Genomic DNA, 22,309 nt, shown 5'->3' on the forward strand with positions numbered 1-22,309 from the left:
GGCATCCATCGCTCCTTCTGACGAAGAACGCCGCACGTGGGTGGCCGCTGAAACAGCTCGCATGGTGACAGGATGGCCACAGTTACCCGGTCCGCAACCCGGAGAGCGTGACGCGCAGACCTGGACGGTCGTCGTTGCTGTCGAAGGAGAGTGTCGCGTGATGACGCTGAGCGATTTTCAGCGCGATGGCGAGACCCAGGCCGCTGCCATGTTCCTTGTGGCCCGTGCTGCGATAGAACCGGTCAAAAACGCGCTCGCGGTCCGCCGCCGGAATGCCGGGGCCGCTATCCGATACGCTCATGCTGACCTCACTACCGCTACGCGTCAGGATCACATCCACCTTCCCGCCCCGGGGGGTGTAACGGATCGCATTGTCGATCAGATTATTGAGCAGCACTTCGAGTCCCTGCGACTCGGCGCGCACCATGTAGGCATCGTCGGCTTTCGTCGATGAGCCGTTGCATTCAAGCCCCAGGTCGATCTGCTTTGCCTCGGCGAGCAATGAGAAGTCACCCACCGCACGCTCGCACAATCTGCGCAGACTCACGGCTTCGAATTTCGCGCTGCGTGGCGCATCTTCACGTGCCAGCGCCAGCAACTGGTGTACGAGGTGGATTAACCGGTTCAGACGCCCTTCGATGCGCGCGAACGCCGGCTTGCTGCCGACCAGTGAACCATCGCGCTCGGCGGCCTGCAATTGCAGCTTCAGCGCGGCCAGCGGCGAGCGCAATTCATGCGCGGCATCGGCGACAAACGTGCGTTGCATTTCGGAAGCAATGTTCAACCGATGCAGCAGATCATTGAGTGCCTCGACGAGCGGTTTCATTTCGACGGGCATGCGGCCATCGAGCCGCAGCGGTTCAAGCGAATCCAGTGAGCGTGTCGACAATGCGCGGGAAATGCTGCCAAGCGGCGCGAGTCCCCGGTTGACCACCCAAAGCACAATCAGAATGATCGCGGGAAAGAACAGACCGAGTGGCCACAGCGTACGCAATGCCAGCCGCAAGGCCAGATCTTCGCGCACGGACACGGGCTGAGCGACCTGTACGAAACGATCGCCCTCCTGAACACCCAACACGCGCCAGTGATATTCATCGCGTTCAATCGTGCGAATGCCTTCGGGAAAGCGCGCAAGATCGATACCGCCCAGCGATTTATAAACGCCCCTGCCAGCCTGATCCCAGATCTCGATAAGAATGCGATCGTCGGACAGACCTTCGAAATCCGGCGTGCGCCGCGTGAGCGTATCGACGCGGCTGATATTCGCGGGCACAGAAAGCGCCACCGTACGCAATTCGTAGTCGAACAGTTCGCTCGCCTCTTCACGTGCCGTATGAAAGATGCCAAAACCCGCGATCGACGCTGCCACAGCCAGGCCAGCGATCAGCCAGCCGAGCAGCCAGCGCCGGATCGACGTCATTCGCACCTCTTCAGGCGATAGCCCACGCCGCGCACCGTCACGATTTGCTCTGCCCCGATCTTGCGACGCAGGCTATGCACGTGCACTTCGATCGTATTGCTGCCAACTTCCTCGCCCCAGCCATACAGCTTCTCCTCGAGTTCCGAGCGCGTATACACGCGCGTCGGTCCTTCGATCAACGCCTGCAGCAGGCTGAATTCGCGCGGCACGAGAGCAAGCGGTTCGCCTTTCAACGTCGCTTCATGAGTGGCGGGATTCAATGTCAGATCGCCATGCGAATAGACGGGACTGGTCTGCCCCGTGCGCCGACGAAGCAAGGCACGCACACGCGCAGCGAGTTCGTCGAGATCGAAAGGCTTGACGAGGTAGTCGTCCGCGCCCGCATCGAGTCCGCCGATGCGGCTTTCAACGGCATCGCGCGCCGTGAGAATGATCACAGGCGCATTGCCGCTTCGCCGGCGATAACGGTTGAGTACATTGATGCCATCCGCTTCCGGCAAGCCGAGGTCGAGCAGAACCAGGTCGTAGACATCGTGGTCCAGCGTCAGTTCGACCTCGCGTCCATCGCGCGCCCAATCAATCGCATAGCCCGCGCGCCGCATCGTGCCCGCGACGGGCTCGCCAATCATCTCGTCATCTTCCACCAGCAGCAAGCGCATGGCGCCAGTTCTCCTGAATAGCCTTCATTGTCGGCGCCTTTTGCTTAACGCGCCCTTAAGGGTCTCTTAAGCGCGTGCTGCCGACAATCCGCCCGTTACTCGACGCAATCTTCATCCGAGCGGCCCCGCTCAGGAGTATGCCTTGTCCTTCCACTCTGCCGCCCGTTTTGTCCGCACGCGCTTCGGTTCACGACGCATGCCGTTTGCGGCCATCGCGGGCGTCTATGTCCTGACCTTGTCAGGATGCACCTGGTATCACCGCGAACCGCTTTCGCCCTATACGACCAGTACCTCTGCCACACAACTCGAGCGCATCCAGATCGACCCGTCGCGTATGCCATTGCCTGAACTGGCCGCGCATCGCTTCGATCCTTCCGATGGACTCGATATCGAAGAGGTCGCGATGCTCGCCGTCGCGAACAATCCGGCATTGAAGCTCGCGCGCGACGATCTGCATATCGCCTGTGCACAGGCCTATTCCGCAGGTCTGCTGCCCGATCCGCAACTGAGCATTTCAAGCGACTATCCGGGCGCATACGGCGCGACGCGCGCGTTCAACTACGGCTTGAGCATGGACGTGATGGCGATCGTCACGCGCAGCGCGAACAGGCAGTCCGCTGATGCGACTGTTGCGAAGACGGATCTCGGGCTGCTCTGGCAGGAGTGGCAGACCGTTGCACAGGCCAGGCAGCTCTTCATCAAGTCGCGCTTCCAGCAGCAGACGTTGCCGCTGTTGCAGCAGCAGAGCGACCTTTCTCGCATGCGCTATGAACGGATGGCCGAAGCGCAGCGCGCCGGCAATCTGACCGCAGACACGCTGACAGCTGCGCTCACGTCATACACGGACGCGAACCGCCAGTACACCGATGCGCAACGTGCCGCCCAGCAGACGCATCACGATCTGAATGCGTTGCTCGGTCTCGCACAGGACGTGCAGTTGCAACTGACGGGCGACGATCACGACGTGCCGCTCGCTGACGACACCCTCGACGCCGCCCTCTCCGCGCTGCCAGAACGCAGACCGGATCTGCTCGCGCTCCGGGCGGGCTACGAAGCGCAGGAGCAGAAGTATCGCGCGGCGATTCTCAGCCAGTTTCCGAGCCTCTCCGTGGGCTTCGTACGCGCACGAGACACGTCCAACATCTACACGAGCGGTTTCCAGATCAACCTGAGCCTGCCGGTCTTCAATCGCAACCAGGGCAACGTTGCGATCGAGCGAGCAACGCGTCAACGTCTGCGCGACGAGTATCAGGACCGGCTCAACACGGCCTACGCGGACGTCGCCCAAATGCGCGCGGACACCGCGATCCTCACGCGCCAGTTGCAAGCAACCGAATCGGCGCTGCCCGATGTCGACGCTGCGGCAACGCACGCCACCGCGGCCTACGCGGAACACAACCTCGCGCTCGGCGCATATGTCGATGCGCAAAGCGCGTCCATCACAAAACGCATTGACGTGGCGACGCTGCGCGAGGCGCTTGCCGAACAGCGCGTCGGCTTGCAGGCGTTGCTCGGCAGCGCGATCCCCGATGCTTACTCCTCAGACAGAACCTTCAACGAATCCGATGCGAAATAACCGCACATGGCTTTATTCCGGCCTCGTCGCTGCCGGCATCTCGGCAGTCCTCTCAGTGTTGTGTGCTTCATCCTATGCGGATGAAGCGCCCGTCACCACCGTGCAGACGGTCACGCCCACGCGCGGGACGATTGCCCAGCCTGTTCATGCATACGGCGTGGTCGCGAGTTCATCGTCGAGCGTGACGACCGTCGATCTGCCGTACGTCGCGCGCATCGACCAGATGCGCGTGCAGGCCGGTCAGGCCGTCAAGCGCGGCGCACCGCTGTTTGTCGTGCAGGCCGATCCCGCAGCCGTGGTCGCGGCAACGCAGGCGAAGAGCGCGGCGCGGCTCGCGCAGGACGAACTCGCACGCACGCAATCGCTCTATGACAAGTCACTCGCGACGCAATCGCAGCTGGCCAGCGCGCGCAAGGCCGCGCTCGATGCAAAACAGGCGCTCGACGCGCAACAGCAACTCGGCATCGGCGCCGGGCACACGACCATCGTCGCGCCGCATGACGGGGTCGTCACGCAGGTGACCGTCGCGCAGGGCGATCAGGTGCAGGCGGGCGCGCCGATCCTGCAGCTGTCGGCGGACTCGCGCGGCGATAGTTCACGGCCGAACGTGACGCTCGGCGTTGAACCCGCCGATGCCGCATCGATCCATCCCGGCGACGCCATCATCGTCAGCGGCCTCTCGACGGCGCTTCAGACGGCGCGCGTCGCGGGACGTGTTGCAATGGTCGGTGCGTCCATCGATGCGCAAAGCCAGCTCGTCAATATCGGCGCGAGCGTACCGTTCGGGCAAAGCGCTTTCATTCCGGGCACGCGCGTGAAGGCCGACATCGCGACGCAATCGGGCACGCACTGGATCGTGCCACGCAGCGCCGTATTGAGCGACGCGCATGGCGACTATGTGTATCAGACGGGCAGCGACAACAAGGCGCATCGCGTGAACGTCAAAAAAGTCGTCGAGGACGGTGACCGTTATGGCGTCGATGGCGCAATCGACGCGGCACGTCCGCTCGTTGTTGTCGGCAACTATGAACTGCAGGATGGCGCAGCTGTGCATATCGATGGGACGAATGAGCCGGGCATCGGGCCTAACGCAAGGAAGGGAACGACGCGATGAACTTCAGCCAGTGGATGCAAAGGCATCGTCGTTCGCTGCTGTTCGTCGTCGCGTTGCTTGCGATAGCCGGTGCGCTCACCGCGTTCCGCATGCCGATTTCGCTGTTTCCGAACGTCGCGTTTCCGCGCGCCGTCGTATCGCTCGATGCCGGCGACCGTCCCGCCGAACAGATGACGACGCTCGTCACGATGCCCGTCGAGGAAGCGCTGCGCCGCGTGCCGAACGTGCGTGACGTCGAATCGAAAACGAGCCGCGGCGCCGCCGAGATCTCGATCAATTTCGACTGGGGCACGGACATGGCACAGGCGACGCTGCAGGCGCAGTCGGCCATCAGCGAGATCCTCGCGACGCTGCCGCAAGGCACGTCGATGCAGGTGCGCCGCATGGACCCGACCGTGTTTCCTGTACTGGCCTACAGCCTGACTTCGCAGCAACAGTCGCAGTCGGCACTGCGCGATCTCGCGCAATTCCAGTTGCGCCCGTTGCTGTCGTCGGTGGAAGGCGTGGCGCGTGTCGACGTGATGGGTGGCGCCCAGGACGAGTTCGAAGTGGCGATCGACCCGGCGCGTCTTGCCGCATACAAGCTCTCGCTCGCGGACGTATCGAAAGCGATCGGCACGAGCAACGTGCTGATGGCCACGGGCCGCATCGAGGATCACTACAAGCTGTATCTGGTAATCGCGAACACGACGATCACGCATATCGATGAACTGAGGCACGTTGTCGTGTCGTCGAATGGGCCGACGCAGATTCGGCTCGGCGATATCGCCACGGTGCAGCAGGGCGTCGTGCCGCAATGGATGCGCGTGACAGCCGACGGCAAGGATGCCGTGCTCATCAACATCTATCAGCAGCCGGGGGCGAACAGCGTCGCGATGGCGCGCGCGATTCACGCGAGACTTGCGGACTTCCAGCACAAGATGCCAACCGGTGTGCACCTCGCAAACTGGTACGACCAGAGCGAGCTGGTGGTCGCGTCGGCGTCGAGCGTACGCGACGCGATCATGATCGGCGTTGTGCTGGCCGCGCTCACGCTGTTCGTGTTTCTGCGCAACTGGAAGATCACGGCCATTGCCGTCGCGCTCGTGCCCGTCGTCATGGCTGCCACAATCCTGTTGCTCGACGTGTTCGGCATGGGCTTCAACATCATGACGCTCGGCGGCATGGCGGCCGCCGTCGGTCTCGTCATCGACGATGCGATCGTGATGATCGAGCACATCGTGCGACGCATGCGCGAAGCGGGCGCGCAGGCGTTCCATGGCCGCGTGATGTCGGCAGCGCTCGAATTCACGCGCCCGCTTGCGGGCTCATCGGCCGCGACGCTGATCATCTTCGTGCCGCTTGCGTTTCTTTCCGGCGTGACAGGCGCGTTTTTCAAGGCGCTGTCCGTGACGATGGCAAGCGCGCTGCTCATCTCGTTCATCGTGACGTGGCTCGCCGTACCGATTCTGTGTGATCACTGGCTCAAGGCGAAGGACGCGGAAGAACACGAGGAAACGCGCCTTGCATCGTGGATGAACAGGCGCTACGCGTATCTGATCGAGCATGTGACGTCGAAGCCTTGGCTCGTGCTGACTGGTCTCGTGCCGCTCATCGCTGTCGCCGCGTTCGCGTTCACGCAGGTCGGCAGCGGCTTCATGCCGACGATGGACGAAGGCGGCTTCGTGCTCGACTATCACACGGCGCCCGGCACGTCGATCACCGAAACGGACCGCCTGATGCAGCAGATCGAGACGATCGTGCAGTCCAATCCGAATGTCTCGACGTACTCGCGCCGTACAGGCGCGGGTCTGGGTGGCGACCTGAACGAACCGAATCGTGGTGATTTCTTCGTGCGGCTGAAGTCCGGCAGTCGCGAGCCGATCGAAACGGTGATGGAAGAAATCCGTTCGCAGATCGAGACTCAGGTGCCGGGCGTGAGCGTCGAGCTCGCCCAACTGATGGAGGATCTGATCGGCGATCTGACAGCGGTGCCGCAACCCGTGCAGATCAAGATCTATTCCGACGACCAGAACACGCTCGACACGACGGCCCGCAAGGTCGCGGCGCGCATTGGCAAGATTCCGGGCGTCGTCGATGTGAACGACGGTATCAATCCCGCCGGCGATGCGCTCGAAATGCGGATTCGCCCCGATGCGGCAGCGGCCGAAGGGATGGACGTGCAATCGGTCGCACAGACCATCTCCGACATGCTGGAAGGCAGCGTCGCCACACAGTTCCAGAGCGGGCCGAAGACGGTCGGCGTTCGCGTGCGTGTGGCGAACGCCCTGAGCCTCACCGATACCCAACTCGGCCAGCTGCTCGTGCGCGCGCCGGACGGTCATCTGTTTCCCGTTGGCCGCGTCGCGGATATGGTCAAGGTCACAGGCCAGCCGGAGATCAGCCGCGACAACCTGAAGCGCATGGTGGCCGTGACGGCACGCATTGACGGGCGCGATCTGGGTTCGACGGTCGCCGATGTGCAAAGGGCGCTCGGTGAACCGCAACTGCTGCCGTCGAGCGTCTACTACGAGCTTGGTGGTCTGTACCAGCAGCAGCAGATCGCGTTCAAGGGGCTCGTCACGGTGTTCGGCGCGGCCGTGGCGCTCGTGTTCGGCCTGCTGCTCTTTCTCTACGAGCGCTTTCGCGTTGCGCTCGCGGTGATGGCGATGCCACTGCTCGCTGCGGGCGCGGTCTTCATCGGGCTATGGATGACGGGCATCGAACTGAACATCTCCGCGATGATGGGCATGACGATGATCATCGGTATCGTGACCGAGGTCGCCATCTTTTACGTGTCGGAACTGCAGGGACTTGTGCGCGACGAAGGCCTGCCATTCGAGCGCGCGCTCGTCGAAGCGGGCCGCAACCGTCTGCGTCCCATCGCGATGACGACCATCGCGGCAATTCTCGCGCTGCTGCCGCTCGCGTTTGCACTGGGCCAGGGCTCGGCGATGCAGCAGCCGCTCGCCATTGCGATTATCTCCGGGCTCATCGTGCAGTTGCCGCTCGTGCTTCTGCTGCTGCCCGTGCTCCTCCAGTTGCTGATGAAAAAGCGCGTTCCGGGGAGCGGGACGGGCTGATGGGCGGCTTTTCGACGCAGACCATGAGGGTTGGATGTTCGCCTTTCCTGGCCTTCATGTCTGCACGGCTTTTTTGCCGAAGTCAGCCCGCAAAGCGTGCTGGGCAAGAGTTTGGATCTTATACCGATGTGGATCGTGCTGCCCCCTCTTCCCCCCCCGGTCGCTCTCTACCGGCCAAGCACCTAGACAGCAGCCCTTTGATTTACAACCAATATCTATTGGGGGCGGTTCGCAGGGCAGCGTCTAGTCTAGATCACCCTAACCGGAAAATCGCACGTAGATCAAGGTCACCCCATGCAGCAGGCCATCATTCCGGAATCCGCCACCATCGCGCAGGCGGCTGAGGCACTCCCGCTCTTTAACGACGTCGCACGAATTGCTGAACGCATCCTTGACGAGTCCGATCAGGAACGTCGTAAAGTGATTCTTGATATTGCCGCAGAGGGTTCGACCGAGCGCCGCAGTTCGATTCTCGCCTCCGTTCAGGCGCTCAAGGCGCATCGCAAGGCGGCCGCCGAACAGGCGCGCCTGGAAGACGACATTCTCGGAGATATCTGATGCGCCGATCGGTTCAGGCGTTGCGTTCGCTTGTGTTCAGCGCCAGCCTCGCGCTGTCGGGTGTGCTGCCCGCTCACGCCGGCCTTACGAACGACGTCCCCAGTTGCTACGCAGCGAACAAAATCGCGGCGCCGCAGATCCCGTACGATCAGCTCCTCTATGTGCTGATCGATCAGACGGTGCAGCTCGACGCGACCTTGCAGAAATCCGTGCTCGACAATGTCCAGGCGATGCTGAAGCGTGGTACGAAGTTCGTCATTGCTGAATTTTCCGCGTTCTCGCAGGGCCACTATCTGAACGTCCTCCATGCTGGAGTCATCGAACGTCCGATTCCTGCAAGCGAGGAAGGCAACGTCGTGATGAGCCGTCTGCGGGATTTCCACACCTGCATGCAGCAGCAACTGGTGTACGGACAGAGACTCGCGCTCGCAACGACCGCCCAGGTTCTGAAGTCGGGAACATCGAACCTGGACCAGTCGGACATCCTGATGGCACTGAAGAGCGTTTCGCCCGCCGTTGCACAGGAGAAGGCTGCACACAAGCTGGTTTTCATCGTCACAGACGGGCTGGAAAACTCCAGCGTGACGAGTTTCTACGCACGTAACACGGTGCGCCATATTAATCCCACCGTTGAACTGAAGAAGGCGCAGGACAACAACCTCTTTGGCGACTTTGGTTCGGCGCGCATCTACGTTCTCGGTGCAGGTGTCATGCAGCCGGGAGCCGATGGATCGACTGCCGAGCGTAACGGCTATCGCGATCCAAAGACGCTGATGGATCTGAAGCAGTTCTGGGGCGGATATTTTTCGCGCTCGAACGCACAACTCGTCGAGTTTGGCGAACCTGCGCTGCTTGAGCCGTTGTCCTGGTAAGTGGCAAACGCATAGACCAATCGGCACACATCTGATGCACACAACAATCGCCGCATGCTTCGTTGCACTAGCCGTCCCCGCTGGTTGCGCATGCAACAATAGTCGTGAACCCGGAGTCGCCCTATGATGGACCGGTCGTCCGGTTGCGCCACGCGCCTGGCCCTTCCAATACCATCCTGGTCGGCCGGGCCACCGCACTCGACTATGTAAACGCCGTCGCGAAGAAGTCCGGATTACCGCCTATGGCACTGGACGACGGCCTGGCCGCCGCTGCGGCCCATGCGAAGTACCTCGACCTGAATCGTGTCGGTAGGCACGATGAAATCGCTGGAAACCCCGGCTTTACGGGCGTCGACGTAATCACGCATGTTCGGCTCCATACGCCTGCCGATGGGTGTGCGCATTCGATGCGCGATGCAAGAAGTGAAGAGCCAAGGCACTCGCGCTCGCATAAGGCAGCGTTTGCGGGATTCTGAGAGGCACAAGCGCCAGCTTGTCCACTCTGACGGCCCCGCCCACGGGCCGCCGCGAATGCCTTGGCGGCAAGGTGCTCGCATTCGCATCAGGCAGCGTTGTTTGAGAGAGACCAATGCGGGCCGCGCCCACGACTGCCGCGAACACCTTGACGAGGTCTACACGATTGCCTGTTCAGGGCCGATCGCTCAAAGCATCAAACCCTGCCGAAGCAGGGTTCTGATACTTCGCGCCGAGGCCGTGTCTTATTGCGCCGCCTTCTTGTGCGTCACGTGGTGACTCACCTTATGCATGTGCTTCGTCGTCTTGTGTGCAGGCGCCGGCGTCGTGGTGGCCGTGGCCGGAGCCGTAGCGGTGGCTGCTGGTGCGGTCGCGGCAGGAGCGGACGCCTGGGCGAACGCGACAGTGGCAAACAGCGATGTCATCAGGGCGGCAGCAAGCTTCTTCATTGAAGTCTCCAGTGGGGGGAAGGCGACGAATCATTGCGTCGTCCACTGTCAAAACGCATCGGCCCCGGCTTCGTTGACGTCAGGGAGCCGGATTTTTTGAACCAGTCACACGCCTTTCCTGAAACGACGCGACCTGGAGCGCCGGGCGGCGTCTTCGTTGATGCCGGGTCTCTCGCCTGCCCCAGGTCGGGCAACCACCGCGGATACGTTATCCGTTCTCCGCTTCGCCGATCGCTTCGATGGCATCGACGAAGTCCGTCAGGTCTTCGATTTCATCGAGCGCACTGATGGCCGTGTCGAGGTTGTCGATGGACGCTTCCGCATTTTGTCCGGGCTCGCCGGATTGCCTGCTTGCGGACATGTGGTCAAAAGCTTCCTGTTCGTCGTCACGTACGGCTTCCAGTTCGCTCCGGATCCTCCCGGCTTCCGCCTTCAGCTCCTCGACCTTGACTTTCAGCGCTTCGAGGCGTTGCCTCTGCGCATGGATGATCTTTCGCCGCCTGTCGTTCATGTCAGGTCACCACACGATAGCGGGGCGGGTTGACCAGTCACGCGCGGGGTGATGAAACCCCGTTTGCTCAAAGCTCCCCATGATGGTTTCGATCATGTCGTCGGAGCTTACCGTCACCACGCACCTGGTCATCAAGTCTCGCACGCTCATCGCCAGAATGCTTTTTATGAACTGAGAGGGGCCTTTCATCCCAGGCAGGCCGGTATCCCATCTTTTATTGTCTGCAGGACGTTATGGTATTTGTTGTCCGCATCCTGCATGGTCGCCTGGAGCCGGCCAGCTGGCTTGAGTAGTACCTGCGCAGACCAGCGCTCGCGTGAGGCCGGGCGACGCACGTATCGCCAGTGTTAAAGTTTGACGTCCCCTCGCTCTGGCGAAGCAGGCGAATCCGCGACGCTTTCGCCAATCCGCATGTCGCCGCGCTCGTCGACGGGTAGTTCCGTGCGACCTCCCCAGTATGGCTTGCTGCCGTAGTATGCATGCACGCTGGTGGCCCAGTCCGGATCGGCCATCGCCGGCCAGTTATCCCTTTCGAAGCCAGGTGCGTTCCTGATCTGCTCGGACGATGCCGACACTACAAAGCGTTCGCGCGACGCGTCGAGCGTCAACATGGCCCACGGGATCGCGAGCAGCTTGCCGCCGATTCCGAGGAACCCGCCGCTTGCCAGCACCGCGTACGCTATATGGCCGGTGCGCACGTCGAGCATGATCTCCTTGATCTTGCCGACGTCGTCACCGTCTGCGCTCAGCACTGTATTGCCATCGAGTGCCGCGGCAGCCATCACATCGGGACCCGGCCCGTCGGCCGGTTCGGCGCTCGTGCGCGTGACCTGTGCTCCGCCTTCAATGGCGGACTGATGGGTTGGATTCAAAATAGCACTCCTTATCTATCAATAACGGATCGAAAGGACGTGGCAGCACCCGGTGGGATAGTCACGACGATCTCTTATAGTTGGTGATCCGTAGGTCGTGCGTCAAAAACGTAGCGCTCGATCAGCGATCCATGACGGACATGCTGACATCGGCACAGCCGCGCTCCATGGCGTGATGCTCAATCGTCCGGCTCGTGTGCTATTTGCGAGAGATCATCCTCCCACACTCGCGCCTCGCGCACCGTTGTGCCTTCGTCAGAAGACCCGGAAACATCGGTCGGGCCAGTCCTTTCCTCTTCATTCTGCGGTGCGTGCCGGTCTCGCTCCGTCTTGTCACTCGTCTTGCCTCGCGCTGTCATGCCCGTTCTCCGTCTTTCGCAATTTATGGTGCTGCGCAAGGGTAGCTGAGCAAGTTTCGCGCCGCGCCACCATGTGACGTGGCCAATGGATCGCATTGGCTGCCTCGCGCGAAGGCTCCATGGCAAGCTCGACAGGGTACCTGCGCTTCCGTGCCAACTAGCAATTCCCCGTCGTCCCCGAGGCATTCTTCACGGTCGGCTGGAAACGGCGGAACCGCAACAAAAACCGATAATTGCAATTTCGGTCAAAGGTGAACTAGAATCAGGTGCATTCTTCACCAACGGATTGCTCACCATGCAAATGGAAAGCTGGGTGGGAACAATTGAGCGTGAATGGCATCAGTTGCGTCGCGCCGACCCTGCACTCGATGTTGAAAAGTTCTCCCGTCACGTCATTGCGGCAAACAAGACCGGTTTCCTGTCACCCGAGTCGCTCGCCGCCATCGCAAATGCGCTACTCACCAGCACCTTAAGCCATGCCCCGCATCTGGGTCGCTGGTTACTGGAGCGCATTGGCGTCAATCGTCATCCAGCCTGGCGAATGGCCATGGCCATTTCCCTGGTCACGCCGACAGGTGGCGCGGCGGACTTTGAGAGAGGGAACGCGATCCTTGAAGACGTGATGAAGGATGAAACCGCGGAAGATCGTCTGCGCGGCATGGCCGCCGCCGCGCTGGCCGACAGCGCCCGGCTCGGACGGGGTATGCAGGTTGATGTGAGCCGCGCGCGATCGCTTTACGAGCAGGCCATTGAACTGGGCCACAAGGCCGCGGCATACAATCTCGGGCTTTTCTGGGAAGGCCTGTGGGGTGCGGACGACAACGGATTCATCCCGGACCGTACAAAGGCCATGCAGAGCTATCGACGCGGTGGAGATGACAAAATTTGCCAACGCCGCCTGGCAGCGCTGCGTTGAGGTCCTGCCGCCCGCGAGTCGTGCGGTTGGCAGATTTCAGGCGGCACCCGACGGATAGTTCCCATCAGTTGATAAAGGCAAGGTTGCGGAGAAGAGACTCTCCGTCCTCCGTGATGTGAGGGCGTACTGCTCCGCCCGCAAGTCGCTCCAGGGCGACAAGCTGGCGTTCGAGCAACGCACCAGGTTCTTCCCGATCAGCAATGTGATCGGCGGAGTCCTTGACCAGCATCAATGTGGCGAATTCGTGGGCGCTCAACACGGGAGGCTCCTGATGCAAAGAGAGAAACGCCGGTCGTCAGGTTTTACGGTGACGGGCGCTGCATGATGCCCACGACCGTGGGCTGACTACCGAGGGCGAAAAGCTTAATCCCGAAATGTGACAGCATGAGGACGGCGTCAAATGCCGGCATCGCCTCGTCTATAATCAACAGGTCAAGAATCAACGTCGCATGGAGTCCTACTATATGAGTCAAGCCCGCGGGCGATATGCGGGACCCCGGCGCAACGGCCAGCGTCAACCTCACCACGAGAAAAAGCCTCCGCCCCAACGGCCGGGACCACCGTATGTGAAGGCGCCTCCCCGAGACTCCACCCAGACTGCCTCCATCTTCAAGACACGATCGTTTCAGTTTCTGGTCGATGCGGTCGGCGCAGAGAATATCGCCATCGCACTCGAATCGAACATGACGCGCGTGGCCGAACTGATGAAAGGCGAGCGGTTCACGCCCGAGACCGCCTTTCACATGGAAACCACGCTCGGGTTACCGCATGGCTTTTTTGACCAGCCCCATCCTGCGCTCGCGGACGAGACCATCGCCCGTCTGAAGTCACCGCTCGACTTCGTTCAGACCGGTGAAGGATTCGACGCAGAGTCCGAAGCACCTGAGCCGGCTCCTGCCAGGACCGTCGACCAGCAACCAGTTCCTGAGGATCGTTTGTCCGAGGACGCGCAAATGCCAAAGAAAGTAGCTGGCGGTTCGCCGAGAGCCGTCAAGAATCGTCGAAGCGACATGCCTGAACAGCCTGAACCTCGTGCGCCGCGCAAAGCTTCGCGTTCGAAAGACAAGCCGTCTCCCAAGACGCCGCAACAGCAACCGCTGGCATTGAGCGACAGCGCCGAGGTGGAGAACATCCGACGCGCCAACCTCCACCTTCTCACCAGGCGCAACGGATCGAAAGTCAGACTCGGCGTGGTGATGGAGATGAGTGGCTTCAACATCGCCGACCGGCTACATGGCAAGAAGCGCATGGACAGTGTGGAAGCAAACCGGTTCACGGAGCGACTCGGATTGCCAGCTGGCTGGTTGGACAGTCCGCGCACGGAAGCCGACATTCCAGAGTCGGTGTCGCGCATGCTTGCGCCTGCTCCACGCGGTCGCGCATCCGTTCAACAACATGAGCCGCCTGCGCTGGCAACGAACGATGGCGTACAGGGAAAACGCGTCGACGGGAAGGTGCGCACGAGGCGCGAGCGTGCGACCGCCCTGGATGCATCGGAAAGCGCCGCATCTGTTTCGGCGGACGTCGCGGAAGACAGGGAGACGATCGTCGTCAGCCCGCGAGCGGATGTCAATGATTTCCCTGACGACCTTGCCAGCAGTTCATTCGAAGAAAAGGATGAAGCGGTCCCGGCAGCCACATCTGCACCCTCCGGGTCGATGCCCGAATCGTTACCCGTCTCCGCGCACCCGCAGCAAGGTCCGGCTCCGCTGTCCTTCACTACCGTGACCAGCCTGGACAATCTCCACGGTATTGCACCGATAGCGGAAGCATTGATCAAGACGCTGGCGGGTAAGGCACGCACGGGTCGGCTGGACGAATTGAAAGCGCTGGAACTTTTACAGCAGGCGGTCCTGTTGTAAGTCGTTGGCGACGTCGATCGGCCGATCCGCCGTGAGCGCCTGGTCGTCTGCATTGGCGCCGGATTGCATGAGGCCCCCTGTGAGACGGGAAACGGTTGTCACCGTGACTCACGAATTTGCACCACCACCACCCGATGATGCAACCGCGGACGCCCGGAACGACGCCTTCTGCCGGCGGGACGTTGGAGCCGTCCGCGTTCATCGTGCGCAAGCGCGCTCGCCGTTTACCTGATGAAAGCCGGCCGGCGGTTTTTATGTCAAGCGGCGGTACGCCCCCTACCCTCTGCCAGACAGGCATGGCGGCTGATCGGCCAAAGCCGACGTTGGTGGTTCGACGCTGGGTTGCCCGCTTACGGCCGCTCAACGGTCATCCGCGAAAGGCACTCAACCCTCAATACACCGGCCGACCGATTTCACCTACTCGTTGCATCGACCGGTTGAATCCGCGAGCGACAACAGTAGTCGTGCGCAAACATTAGCTTGACGCCGTACGAGCCCGCGCCCGATCCGAGACTCGCGGCACCTACTGTAAAATACCTCGGACGAATGCTAGGGCGAGAAATTATGGCAAATGAGGGGATACCCTTCCGTTTCAAGCGTCACGCGCGAATCGGGGAGGCCGGGGCCGAACTCGACGACGAGTTTCTTTTTCAAAGTTTCGTCGACGTTGGCGACTATGAGGAAATTCGCGACGTCAAGGCACCGAAGCGCATCATCGTCGGTCGCACTGGAAGCGGGAAGACTGCACTTCTGCGCTACCTCCGCCATAACGAAGAGCACGTTGTCGAGCTAGAGCCGGATCAGCTCTCACTGAACTTCATATCCAACAACGATGTCATTCGTTTCTTTGAGGAATTAGGGGTCAAGCTCGATCCGTTCTATTCCCTGCTTTGGAAGCATATGCTAGCAGTGGAGTTGCTTAAGAGAAAATACTCGTTGATTACCGAGGAGAGAACAACCAGTTGGCTCGGGTCCATTATGGATTCGCTTCGGAAGAAGGATCAAACGAAGGCTCGCGCTCTCGCATATTTGAAGGACTGGGGTGACAAGTTTTGGATCGAAACTGAATCCCGCGTCAAGGAATTGACAACTAAACTTGCATCGGAGCTTAATGCTGAACTAGGCGGTAGCGGCGGTGGCATCACTGCGAAGATTGGCGGAAAAGGATCTCTAACAGAAGAGCAAAAGAAAGAGATCGTCTACCGCGGCCAGAAAGTTGTAAATGCAGTTCAGTTGAAGGAGCTTGCCGACGTCATTCGTTTCTTGAACGAAGATGTCTTCACTGACGATCAGAAGCCCTACTACGTCACAATTGATAAACTCGACGAAGATTGGGTTGACGATAGTCTCAGATTTAAGCTTATTCGGGCGCTCATTGAAGCAGTTCGGAGCTTTCAGAAGGTTAAAAATGTGAAGGTCGTGGTAGCGCTTCGCTACGACCTTCTCCGACGAGTATTTTCCGCTACTGCAGACGCCGGATTCCAGGAAGAAAAATACGAACCATTAATCTTGAGGCTTAAGTGGAATCGAGGGCAAATCGAACGTCTGCTCGACCGACGCGTATCAACATTGGTGCGGCAACAATACACGGCGCGCGTGGTCGGCTTGAAAGAGTTGTTTCCCGAACGGATCGGCCGTACGTTCTTTCTTGACTATTTGATGCAACGTACTGCCATGCGTCCACGGGACGCAATCCTATTCGTTAACGCGTGTTTAGGCTTATCAGAGCAGGCTAGCCAAGTTCGGGCACAAGCAGTTTTCGAAGCGGAGCGAGATTACTCAGCGGGACGGCTCAGAGCGCTTGTTTACGAATGGAAGACACTTTTTCCTTCGCTTGAGCCGGCACTTCCCCTTGTGGAAAGGACGACTATTGAATTCAAAATAGGAAGTCTGGACAAGTCACTGGTTGACCGAGTCATCGAAGATGTCGCAGGGCTTTATGAACCTCGTGATCCCGCGTGCGAAGCGGCAATATCGTTTATGAACTCCGCTACGGCAAGCAAACATGGTGTGGTTGCCAATCTGTTCCGGACGTTTTTTGACGTCGGACTTGTCGGTTTGCGATTCGAGGGGGGAACTGGAGCGGTATGGTCCGCTGACAGCGGAAGCGCTTTAATCGCGAGTCAAATCAAACCAAACACGAAAGCACAAATTCATCCCATGTTTTATCAGGCGCTCCATACCAATTTCAAAGACACTTGATAGACTTTCATTCAGGAGCTCGTCGCCCAGGTGCGTCGGTAGCGTTGATCGCACGCAGCAACGATATCAATGCGAACCTGCTGTTCAAATGGCGCCGGCTCTATCTGGCAGGAGAGTATGGTTTGCCAACACTGCCGGAGGGTGTGGCGCCGAAACCGACACCGCAGGCACCCTCGATGTTGTCTGTGGATGTCGTCGCTGAAGCAGCCAGCCATACGCCACCGACGGCGGTCGCGACAGTACGGTCTCCAGAGGATCTCTGTGAGATCGAGTTTCACAAAGAACGGTTCCGGCACCCGTGATCCAGAAATGGGATGTTCGTCCTTTTCGTGCCGAAAATGGAGGTTAACCCTGGGGCAAAGCCTTGCTGCGGGCAGTTCGCCACCGTAAAACCGCCACATTCAGCACGAAAAGTACGCATACCCCGTGCTGGCACACACGAGCCAACACAACAGATCACACAAGGCGGTTTGCTAGTGTCAGATTGAAGGTGCGAACAATGCCGGGGAGCAAGAACGCGTCGACAAGTACCCACAGACCGACGCAACCAATGATGAACAAGCCGATACCGATGAAGGCGGTGCATGCACCGACAATCGTGAGCAGGAGCTGGATGATTGCAGTTCCCTTCCGGCCAACGTAGAAGCGGTGACCGCCCAACGTTCCAATGAAAAACCAAAGCAAATATGCAACGCCGACGCTCTTCTTTTGAGCGTCGTACAACATCATCTCGCGTGCGGCTTCGTTCATTTCATTCCCCTATGAAAATAGCGCCGAAAATGGCGCCTGCCTGATTTTCGTTTTTTCAACGGTATCGAGCTACAAGTGCCTGGTAGCGCACGTCTTTCTTTAATGTATTGAACTCGGGCGCGGACTCCAAGAGATTGAACATCCTGAATCCGTCCTTGAATGCATCGCTGAGGTGACCAATCGCAGAGTCGGTATCTCCTTCGCTGGCAGCAACCAGCGCGAGTTTGTACTCCGCGCTCCCAGCATCAGCTTCCAATTGGCGGGTACCAGTCGCCGAGGGCTTATCAGGCTGACTACCTTGCTGAGGCTGCTTGTTCACATCAGCGCTTTTCGACGTCACGGCCTTTCCGATTTGCCCGGTGATGTCGCCCGTCGATGGCTCCGCCGGCATGACCCTCCCCGTCACAAGCGCCGCGCTCGCAGGCTTCTGCACATCTGCACGCATCGATCCCTGCGAAGCTACAGCCTGTGCCGGTTCTGCGACCCGCCGGTAGTAAACCCGGCCGACCAGAGGCACTTTCATGTACATCCGGTCCGCGCCGTCGAAATAGAACGTAAGTCCGACGCCAAGCGGGAGGTCGACAGTCGCCGTATCGTCTTTGTTCTGAATGCGCGTCACCGGGATGCTGGCACCAGTATCCGGACTAAGAATCTGGTTATCCGATACGACAATGTCGGGACCGACCGGCAGCTGGAGGCTGTACACGTTGACGTGTTCCGCGTGCCAGTGGCCCAAAATGGACGGTCCAGACGACTTCGAACACGCCGAGAACAATGTCAGAGCCGTGAGTGAGACGGCGACATGGCGGAAGCTCAGCTTCATCAGGTAGTCGTACGGTATTTCTTGATGAGCGCAGTGAAACGCGGATCGTTACGAATCGCGTCCAGATCGGGGTCCTTCTGCATCTCGTCAAAGTACGTGAAGCCGTTCAGGAAACTCGCCTCCAGTTCTTTGAATGCATCGTTGGTACGACCCTGCTTCAGTCGAAGGACAGCAAGGTTGTAGTACACGAGTGACTGCTTCGGATCCCGAGCAGCTGCGTTGTTCAGTTCCTTCTCCGCGTCGTCGAGCTTTCCTTGTGACATCTGCGCGATAGCGACCTTCACCATCTCCTTCGCAGCGACCTGATTGCTGGCCGACTCCGCGCCCGACGCATCGCCCTGCTTCAGCTTTGCGTCGCTTTCCTTGCGTTGAGCGCTAATATCCGCGTCAGACGGTGAGATACCCCCGCTTGTCGCTTGGCTCGGCACATTGGCGGCCGCTGGCGCAACCGTGGGTGTGGACGTGGGCTCGGGCGCGACCGCTGCCGTGGTCTCCACACTTCCGGAATGCGTCTTTTTGTAATACAGACCGCCGCCCGCGACACCGATCACGACAACGGCAACAGCGATAGCCGCAATGATGAGCTTCGGATTAGATTCCGTCTTCTTCGTAGCGATCTGCGGGACGAGCAGGGTCGCGCACTCCGGGCACTTGAGATCTTCACCAGGCGAACGTACAAAGATTTCGCCGTTGTTCGCCCTCTCACAATCACCGACGGTTGGACATTTATAGGTTGGCATAGGTAAGGTTCTTCAGTTTGTCCATCAAGACAACAGTTACTCTGCAACGGCCGGCAGACCGATGATTTCGCGGACGGGCTTCTGCATGGCGCTCAGGGCGAGGAATTCCGGATCCTGATCGTCTTCGCCGGCTTCCGTGAAACGCGCCGTCGCAAATTCGATATATCGGTCGAACACCTTTTGCTTCTCATCCTTGTGCTTCAGGTCCGCATCGACCTTCCGGCCGACTTCGCGTTCAATGAGACCTTGAATTTCGGCAGGATGATCCTCATCGAGGATCGATTGCCACGTCGCGCCGCGCAACACTTTCGACGCCGGCAGACCGTTGGCCTTGTAGACGAATGCCCACTCCTGTTCACCAGTTGTCTTGTTTTGACGCTCCTTGATCATATCCATCAAGCGTGCAACAAGCAGAAATGGCTTGCGCTTCGCCAGTGCACTGACTTCAGCCGACGAACGTGCGTACAGGGGCGGCAGCTTCTTGCCGTCACCATCGCTGTGCAGGAGGTGTGACTCGTTGAAATCCGCCAGCAGGCCATCGTAGTGACGCTTCATCATTGACAGCGGTTCGATGAATCGGGCGGGCATCAGCGAGGCAATCTTCAGGATGACCACCTCGTTTGACAGCTTGCCAGGGGCAACGACGGTATCGGACGCGGGATCTTTCTGTTGCTCGAAAAGTCTAGTGAGCGTTGCGTGAAAGTCCTTCTGACTTTCGCATTCCGGCAGGAATACCGCAACGGTATTAGCCGTTCCGCGCGAGCCGCCCGCATTGTTCGAAACCGACCGGTCCACCTCCGTTTTGTTGTACTGGATCATCGTGCCAGACTTCTCATACAGCCCGGACACGAACGTCTTCAACCCGTTCGGATTCGCGTCATACTGCTTCTGGAGTCTCTCGACGATGTTGACTTGCAACACTGGAGGCAGATTCTTCGAGATTTCTGCATGTGCCATCTCAACAATGGTGGCCGACGTCTGCGAAATCGTCGAAATGATTGCGCCCAACGAGACGCCGCGCACGAGCTTATCGAACGAATCGACTTCAGTGCCGGCGAGGTCAATCACGGATTGGCGCACCCTCTGGGTACGGGCGATCTGGCTCGGCTCGTCAACAATCACGGCCTTCATGATGTTGGCGATTGCCGTACGGTCAAAGATTCGCTGCTGATAGGTCGAGTCAGCACCCGCGAGACGCGCCGCCTGTTCCTCGTGGACCTTTTCGGTAGCAGCCGCGAGCGTCTGGTGCATGGCGTCGATATGTCCACGCAGCGTCGTCAATTCGTCCTTGACGAACGGAATCAGACTGATCGCGAACTTCTGACCTTCCTGCAGTGTCTGCATCGCATAACTGTCCTGATGCCGCGCGGCAATTTCTGCGAACAATGAGCCACGCTTGTCGGTCAGATGCTGCCCGAAAAAGCCGACATCGTTGAACCTGGTCACGAGGTCAGAAATGTTTTTCTGGACCTCTGCCAGGACAGCCGGCGCTTTTGTGAGCTCCTCGGCCAGCACCGCCTGACGTTCGTCAAGAAGCGCCAGAATCGCGTCCGTGAACTGACGCAACTGGATCAACGAGTGAGTTCCGACTTTCCAGCGCGCAAACAGGTCCTTTTCGATCTGCCGACCGATATGGCGCGCCATCTCAAGACGAGCGTTGCCTTTGATTTCGTAGAATTTGCGAACGCCGCCGAGCTTGCGATAGGTTTCATCAAACACCTTCGCCAGCCGCGTGTTCAGTGCCGCCGCCCAGGTTGTCTGCTCGACCGTCGGATCATTTCGCACTTCAGGTGCGATAACGCCCACCACCTGCTTCCAGAATTCCTTTGCTGGCTTCCAGCCGGCGTTCCTTGCATCGTCCTCGAGAATCCCGACCTCAAGCATGAAATGCTGGTCGCTGAGAAGCATGTTCTGCAGCGTATCAGGCTTGCGCGCTTCGCTTCCCCAATCCTTCTGAACAGGCTCTTCCGCGTAACCCTCGCCTTGCCGGAAGTTATTGAACATCAATTGACGAGTTGCCTGCTCGGCAAAACCGTACGCCAGATATTCCTTGATCTCCTGCTCCGGGACGACGATTCGCTCGACACCGAACGAGAGGAACAACTTCGCGCGAGCCTTACCGTCGTCCTCGCTTTCGAAGTTCTTGATGTCGTTTTCGCCTTTCTCGGCGCGACCAAGACCCTCCCATTCCTTGTTCAAGGTCTTCTGATAGATGAACTCAGCAACAATGCGGGGTAGCTCGCTATCAACGTCAAACTGGATGTTGTGCTCGTTAAGGTTACTCACCAGATAGCAACCGTTAAAGTACACATCATGTGCCAGCGAAGATCCATCGAGCACGTTCATCGGATGGTATTTGCCGACAGCCATCGCGTTAAGTTCGGCAAGCGCCGCATAGCCATTCGCATAATAGTTCGAAAAGCCAGCCACGTCCCTTACACGCCTCGAGTCTTTCTCGGGCAGCAGCGCATAGATGATGATGCGGTGCTGATCGTGATTAGGATACTTGTTGCGGATCAGCGCAACGGCATCCACGACCGACCCGCTGCCCGTGCCGCCTGCGAGACCGCAGACCACATGGATCACAGCGCTCGCGCGGCCGGGTCCCTGCTGCAGCACATGCATGCGGTCTTCCACCGCCCTGACAAACTGCGATGCGTTCTGCGCAAATACGAGGCGGCCGAGTTTGCGGCGCTGAGCTGCACCCGCAGTGCTCGGATTGACAAAATCAAAGATGCTGCGGGGTTCAACCCAGTCACGCAATCCCGGGAATGATGCGGGATCGTCAAGCACCGGACGAATGCTGCTCGCGGTGTTGATCATGTACTGGCTGCGTGCCAGGTCAATTTCTTTGCCCAACACCTTCCACTCATCGTGCTTGTCGATTTCGTCGCTCGATGTATCGACATACAGGTACTCGAACCGTGCCTCAGACGGGCTATTTCCCTGCGCATCGATATTGCGCTCAATGGTCTTACGCAGATGACGGATGATTTTTCCGCCTGAACCGCCCAGGCCGATAATCAGATGGTTATGTTCCATAGCTTCTATTTCTCAGTAGCTCAATGGCATTCGTCTTGACCCGCTGAT

General features: G+C 59.4%; 20 protein-coding genes. 9 read left to right on the forward strand and 11 right to left on the reverse strand.

What is annotated here, in order from left to right:
• Nucleotides 1-82: 82 nt before the first annotated feature.
• Together AABE10_RS32455 and AABE10_RS32460 are read right to left on the reverse strand one after the other, a co-directional pair.
• The gene (locus AABE10_RS32455) at nucleotides 83-1,420 is read right to left on the reverse strand and encodes an ATP-binding protein (RefSeq protein ID WP_342937195.1); all 1,338 of its coding nucleotides are present in this window, start codon (nucleotides 1,418-1,420) and stop codon (nucleotides 83-85) included.
• Entirely contained in the window at nucleotides 1,417-2,079 is a 663-nt protein-coding gene (locus tag AABE10_RS32460) for a response regulator (protein ID WP_342937196.1), read from the reverse strand. Before AABE10_RS32460 ends, AABE10_RS32455 begins: the two co-directional genes overlap by 4 nt.
• A gap of 142 nt (nucleotides 2,080-2,221) precedes the next feature.
• Between AABE10_RS32460 and AABE10_RS32465 the strand changes: the two genes are divergently transcribed.
• The 5 genes from AABE10_RS32465 to AABE10_RS32485 all read left to right on the forward strand — a co-directional run bounded on the left by AABE10_RS32465 (nucleotide 2,222) and on the right by AABE10_RS32485 (nucleotide 9,261).
• Nucleotides 2,222-3,655 carry a TolC family protein gene (locus AABE10_RS32465; RefSeq protein WP_342937197.1) on the forward strand — a complete coding sequence of 478 codons (1,434 nt, stop codon included), beginning with the start codon at nucleotides 2,222-2,224 and terminating at the stop codon, nucleotides 3,653-3,655.
• Nucleotides 3,645-4,769 (forward strand): efflux RND transporter periplasmic adaptor subunit, encoded by a 1,125-nt coding sequence (locus tag AABE10_RS32470; RefSeq protein ID WP_342937198.1) that lies wholly within the window; start codon nucleotides 3,645-3,647, stop codon nucleotides 4,767-4,769. Before AABE10_RS32465 ends, AABE10_RS32470 begins: the two co-directional genes overlap by 11 nt.
• A complete protein-coding gene (locus tag AABE10_RS32475) occupies nucleotides 4,766-7,831 on the forward strand; it encodes an efflux RND transporter permease subunit (RefSeq protein ID WP_342937199.1) in 3,066 nt (1,021 codons plus the stop codon). The genes AABE10_RS32470 and AABE10_RS32475 overlap by 4 nt, the downstream gene beginning before the upstream one ends.
• 294 nt (nucleotides 7,832-8,125) lie before the next feature.
• The gene (locus AABE10_RS32480; protein WP_342937200.1) at nucleotides 8,126-8,389 is read left to right on the forward strand and encodes a hypothetical protein; all 264 of its coding nucleotides are present in this window, start codon (nucleotides 8,126-8,128) and stop codon (nucleotides 8,387-8,389) included.
• A gap of 32 nt (nucleotides 8,390-8,421) precedes the next feature.
• The gene (locus AABE10_RS32485) at nucleotides 8,422-9,261 is read left to right on the forward strand and encodes a hypothetical protein (protein ID WP_342937201.1); all 840 of its coding nucleotides are present in this window, start codon (nucleotides 8,422-8,424) and stop codon (nucleotides 9,259-9,261) included.
• Nucleotides 9,262-9,494: 233 nt separating this feature from the next.
• Here AABE10_RS32485 and AABE10_RS32490 read toward each other — a convergent pair whose 3' ends face one another.
• The 4 genes from AABE10_RS32490 to AABE10_RS32505 form a co-directional block, all read right to left on the reverse strand.
• On the reverse strand, nucleotides 9,495-9,629 hold the full coding sequence (locus tag AABE10_RS32490) for a hypothetical protein (protein ID WP_342937202.1): 135 nt from the start codon (nucleotides 9,627-9,629) through the stop codon (nucleotides 9,495-9,497).
• Between the two features lie 351 nt (nucleotides 9,630-9,980).
• Nucleotides 9,981-10,184, reverse strand: a complete 204-nt coding sequence (locus tag AABE10_RS32495) for a hypothetical protein (protein ID WP_342937203.1) — start codon at nucleotides 10,182-10,184, stop codon at nucleotides 9,981-9,983.
• Between the two features lie 208 nt (nucleotides 10,185-10,392).
• On the reverse strand, nucleotides 10,393-10,695 hold the full coding sequence (locus AABE10_RS32500; RefSeq protein WP_342937204.1) for a hypothetical protein: 303 nt from the start codon (nucleotides 10,693-10,695) through the stop codon (nucleotides 10,393-10,395).
• A gap of 347 nt (nucleotides 10,696-11,042) precedes the next feature.
• Nucleotides 11,043-11,567 (reverse strand): PRC-barrel domain-containing protein, encoded by a 525-nt coding sequence (locus AABE10_RS32505; RefSeq protein WP_428983421.1) that lies wholly within the window; start codon nucleotides 11,565-11,567, stop codon nucleotides 11,043-11,045.
• A 444-nt stretch (nucleotides 11,568-12,011) separates the two neighbouring features.
• Here AABE10_RS32505 and AABE10_RS32510 point away from each other — a divergent pair, with 444 nt between their 5' ends.
• Nucleotides 12,012-12,842: a sel1 repeat family protein gene (locus AABE10_RS32510; protein ID WP_342937205.1), complete on the forward strand. Its 831-nt coding sequence runs from the start codon at nucleotides 12,012-12,014 to the stop codon at nucleotides 12,840-12,842.
• 64 nt (nucleotides 12,843-12,906) lie between these two features.
• On the opposite strand, the gene AABE10_RS32515 is transcribed toward AABE10_RS32510, so the two are convergent.
• On the reverse strand, nucleotides 12,907-13,101 hold the full coding sequence (locus tag AABE10_RS32515; protein ID WP_342937206.1) for a hypothetical protein: 195 nt from the start codon (nucleotides 13,099-13,101) through the stop codon (nucleotides 12,907-12,909).
• Nucleotides 13,102-13,306: 205 nt separating this feature from the next.
• Between AABE10_RS32515 and AABE10_RS32520 the strand changes: the two genes are divergently transcribed.
• The 3 genes from AABE10_RS32520 (at nucleotide 13,307) to AABE10_RS32530 (ending at nucleotide 17,208) form a co-directional block, all read left to right on the forward strand.
• Nucleotides 13,307-14,704 carry a hypothetical protein gene (locus AABE10_RS32520; protein ID WP_342937207.1) on the forward strand — a complete coding sequence of 466 codons (1,398 nt, stop codon included), beginning with the start codon at nucleotides 13,307-13,309 and terminating at the stop codon, nucleotides 14,702-14,704.
• A 564-nt stretch (nucleotides 14,705-15,268) separates the two neighbouring features.
• Nucleotides 15,269-16,906 (forward strand): P-loop ATPase, Sll1717 family, encoded by a 1,638-nt coding sequence (locus tag AABE10_RS32525; protein ID WP_342937208.1) that lies wholly within the window; start codon nucleotides 15,269-15,271, stop codon nucleotides 16,904-16,906.
• Entirely contained in the window at nucleotides 16,903-17,208 is a 306-nt protein-coding gene (locus AABE10_RS32530; RefSeq protein ID WP_342937209.1) for a transposase, read from the forward strand. Before AABE10_RS32525 ends, AABE10_RS32530 begins: the two co-directional genes overlap by 4 nt.
• A 154-nt stretch (nucleotides 17,209-17,362) precedes the next feature.
• Here the strand turns inward: AABE10_RS32530 and AABE10_RS32535 are convergent, their stop codons facing one another.
• The 4 genes from AABE10_RS32535 to AABE10_RS32550 are packed head-to-tail and all read right to left on the reverse strand — an operon-like array spanning nucleotide 17,363 to nucleotide 22,261.
• Nucleotides 17,363-17,656, reverse strand: coding sequence for a TM2 domain-containing protein (locus AABE10_RS32535; protein ID WP_342937210.1), 294 nt, complete (start codon nucleotides 17,654-17,656; stop codon nucleotides 17,363-17,365).
• A 55-nt stretch (nucleotides 17,657-17,711) separates the two neighbouring features.
• The gene (locus tag AABE10_RS32540; protein ID WP_342937211.1) at nucleotides 17,712-18,479 is read right to left on the reverse strand and encodes a TPR end-of-group domain-containing protein; all 768 of its coding nucleotides are present in this window, start codon (nucleotides 18,477-18,479) and stop codon (nucleotides 17,712-17,714) included.
• Nucleotides 18,479-19,219, reverse strand: coding sequence for a tetratricopeptide repeat protein (locus AABE10_RS32545; protein WP_342937212.1), 741 nt, complete (start codon nucleotides 19,217-19,219; stop codon nucleotides 18,479-18,481). The genes AABE10_RS32540 and AABE10_RS32545 overlap by 1 nt, the downstream gene beginning before the upstream one ends.
• A 36-nt stretch (nucleotides 19,220-19,255) precedes the next feature.
• Complete coding sequence (locus AABE10_RS32550) at nucleotides 19,256-22,261, reverse strand: tubulin-like doman-containing protein (RefSeq protein ID WP_342937213.1); 3,006 nt, start codon at nucleotides 22,259-22,261, stop codon at nucleotides 19,256-19,258.
• Nucleotides 22,262-22,309: the final 48 nt, after the last annotated feature.

It is taken from the genome of Paraburkholderia diazotrophica, from assembly GCF_038900755.1.
Classification (GTDB): Bacteria; Pseudomonadota; Gammaproteobacteria; order Burkholderiales; family Burkholderiaceae; genus Paraburkholderia; species Paraburkholderia diazotrophica_A.

What these genes read in the sequence shown, in the direction of transcription:
- AABE10_RS32550 (WP_342937213.1), bottom strand. Translation starts at nt 22,261, where the DNA reads ATGGAACATAACCATCTGATTATCGGCCTGGGCGGTTCAGGCGGAAAA.
- AABE10_RS32535 (WP_342937210.1), bottom strand. Translation starts at nt 17,656, where the DNA reads ATGAACGAAGCCGCACGCGAGATGATGTTGTACGACGCTCAAAAGAAG.
- AABE10_RS32520 (WP_342937207.1), top strand. Translation starts at nt 13,307, where the DNA reads ATGAGTCAAGCCCGCGGGCGATATGCGGGACCCCGGCGCAACGGCCAG.
- AABE10_RS32495 (WP_342937203.1), bottom strand. Translation starts at nt 10,184, where the DNA reads ATGAAGAAGCTTGCTGCCGCCCTGATGACATCGCTGTTTGCCACTGTC.
- AABE10_RS32470 (WP_342937198.1), top strand. Translation starts at nt 3,645, where the DNA reads ATGCGAAATAACCGCACATGGCTTTATTCCGGCCTCGTCGCTGCCGGC.
- AABE10_RS32525 (WP_342937208.1), top strand. Translation starts at nt 15,269, where the DNA reads ATGGCAAATGAGGGGATACCCTTCCGTTTCAAGCGTCACGCGCGAATC.
- AABE10_RS32455 (WP_342937195.1), bottom strand. Translation starts at nt 1,420, where the DNA reads ATGACGTCGATCCGGCGCTGGCTGCTCGGCTGGCTGATCGCTGGCCTG.
- AABE10_RS32500 (WP_342937204.1), bottom strand. Translation starts at nt 10,695, where the DNA reads ATGAACGACAGGCGGCGAAAGATCATCCATGCGCAGAGGCAACGCCTC.
- AABE10_RS32460 (WP_342937196.1), bottom strand. Translation starts at nt 2,079, where the DNA reads ATGCGCTTGCTGCTGGTGGAAGATGACGAGATGATTGGCGAGCCCGTC.
- AABE10_RS32480 (WP_342937200.1), top strand. Translation starts at nt 8,126, where the DNA reads ATGCAGCAGGCCATCATTCCGGAATCCGCCACCATCGCGCAGGCGGCT.
- AABE10_RS32490 (WP_342937202.1), bottom strand. Translation starts at nt 9,629, where the DNA reads ATGCGTGATTACGTCGACGCCCGTAAAGCCGGGGTTTCCAGCGATTTC.
- AABE10_RS32540 (WP_342937211.1), bottom strand. Translation starts at nt 18,479, where the DNA reads ATGAAGCTGAGCTTCCGCCATGTCGCCGTCTCACTCACGGCTCTGACA.
- AABE10_RS32475 (WP_342937199.1), top strand. Translation starts at nt 4,766, where the DNA reads ATGAACTTCAGCCAGTGGATGCAAAGGCATCGTCGTTCGCTGCTGTTC.
- AABE10_RS32510 (WP_342937205.1), top strand. Translation starts at nt 12,012, where the DNA reads ATGGATCGCATTGGCTGCCTCGCGCGAAGGCTCCATGGCAAGCTCGAC.
- AABE10_RS32545 (WP_342937212.1), bottom strand. Translation starts at nt 19,219, where the DNA reads ATGCCAACCTATAAATGTCCAACCGTCGGTGATTGTGAGAGGGCGAAC.